Raw genomic sequence first — 1,000 nt, forward strand, 5'->3', positions numbered from 1 at the left:
TAAAGCTAGGGGGAGTCCAAGTTCCCCCATTAAAGCTAGCACCACCACCTAAATAGCCAGCTATATTGCTACCAAACTGATGCAATTGATACCCTGTCATTGCTTCAGTTGAAGCATCAGAAATGGCTCCATTCGCTATACCAGAAATAACCCTTTTCTCGCCTTTATTGTTTACAATATCTATCTTATCACCTTCTGTCTCTTTACCAATGGTGATATGTTTTGTCTCTGCATCTTGTTTTACAAAGCTACTGGATGCTACTTGCTCTTTAATCTCCTCCAGCTGTGAAAAATTAACGGCATCATTGGCACCAGTACCCTTTTCCACTCCTGTGATCTTTTTATTTCCAGCCTCAATACCTGTGGTAAGTATCTTGGGGCCATCTTTAATCACTAAGCCTGTGGCATCTAAGGTACCGCTTCCCGCTTTTACGCTATCTAGCACAAGGTCCTTAGCTAGATCGAATTTCATATTATTGTTTTTATTACCTTTTGTAATCGTGAAATTGTTACTCCCAGCTGAAAAATCCACCGTGTCGTCTATGCTAACAACTGTTGCATTTTTATTATCAACAGATATCTTCCAGCCTTTTGCTGCAAATGTTCTTAGTTCTTTCAGCTGTGCAATATTCACTGCATCCGTATCTTCAGTACCAGCTGCAACACCTACAATTTGCCGACTTTTTGACTCAGCAATATCACCAACACTAACAGCTCCGTATGTACTTTTCCATACATAACCTGAATCATCAGCGACAGCATTTGTTAAAGGGCTATAACCAACAGAGCCAGCAGCAGTATTGGCTACAGACTTAGAACCTAAAGCAACGCTGTCCAATTCTTTTGTCTCTGCATTAGTACCTATAGCTATCGAATACTGACCAAGTGCATATGCATTATGACCAATAGCATTCGTATCCGCCCCCATAGCTTTAGCAACAGCCCCTAAAGCCAATGAGTGTTTACCACCCGCAGTTGTATAATCTTTATTTTTATCTTT

Annotated in this window: 1 pseudogene; it reads right to left on the minus strand. The window is 40.7% G+C overall.

Features of this window, described 5'->3' with window-relative positions:
• Nucleotides 1-1,000: pseudogene (locus GQO39_RS08700) on the minus strand (hypothetical protein); the annotation flags it as partial.

The organism is Bartonella refiksaydamii (genome assembly GCF_902652675.1).
In the GTDB taxonomy this organism is placed as follows: Bacteria; Pseudomonadota; Alphaproteobacteria; order Rhizobiales; family Rhizobiaceae; genus Bartonella; species Bartonella refiksaydamii.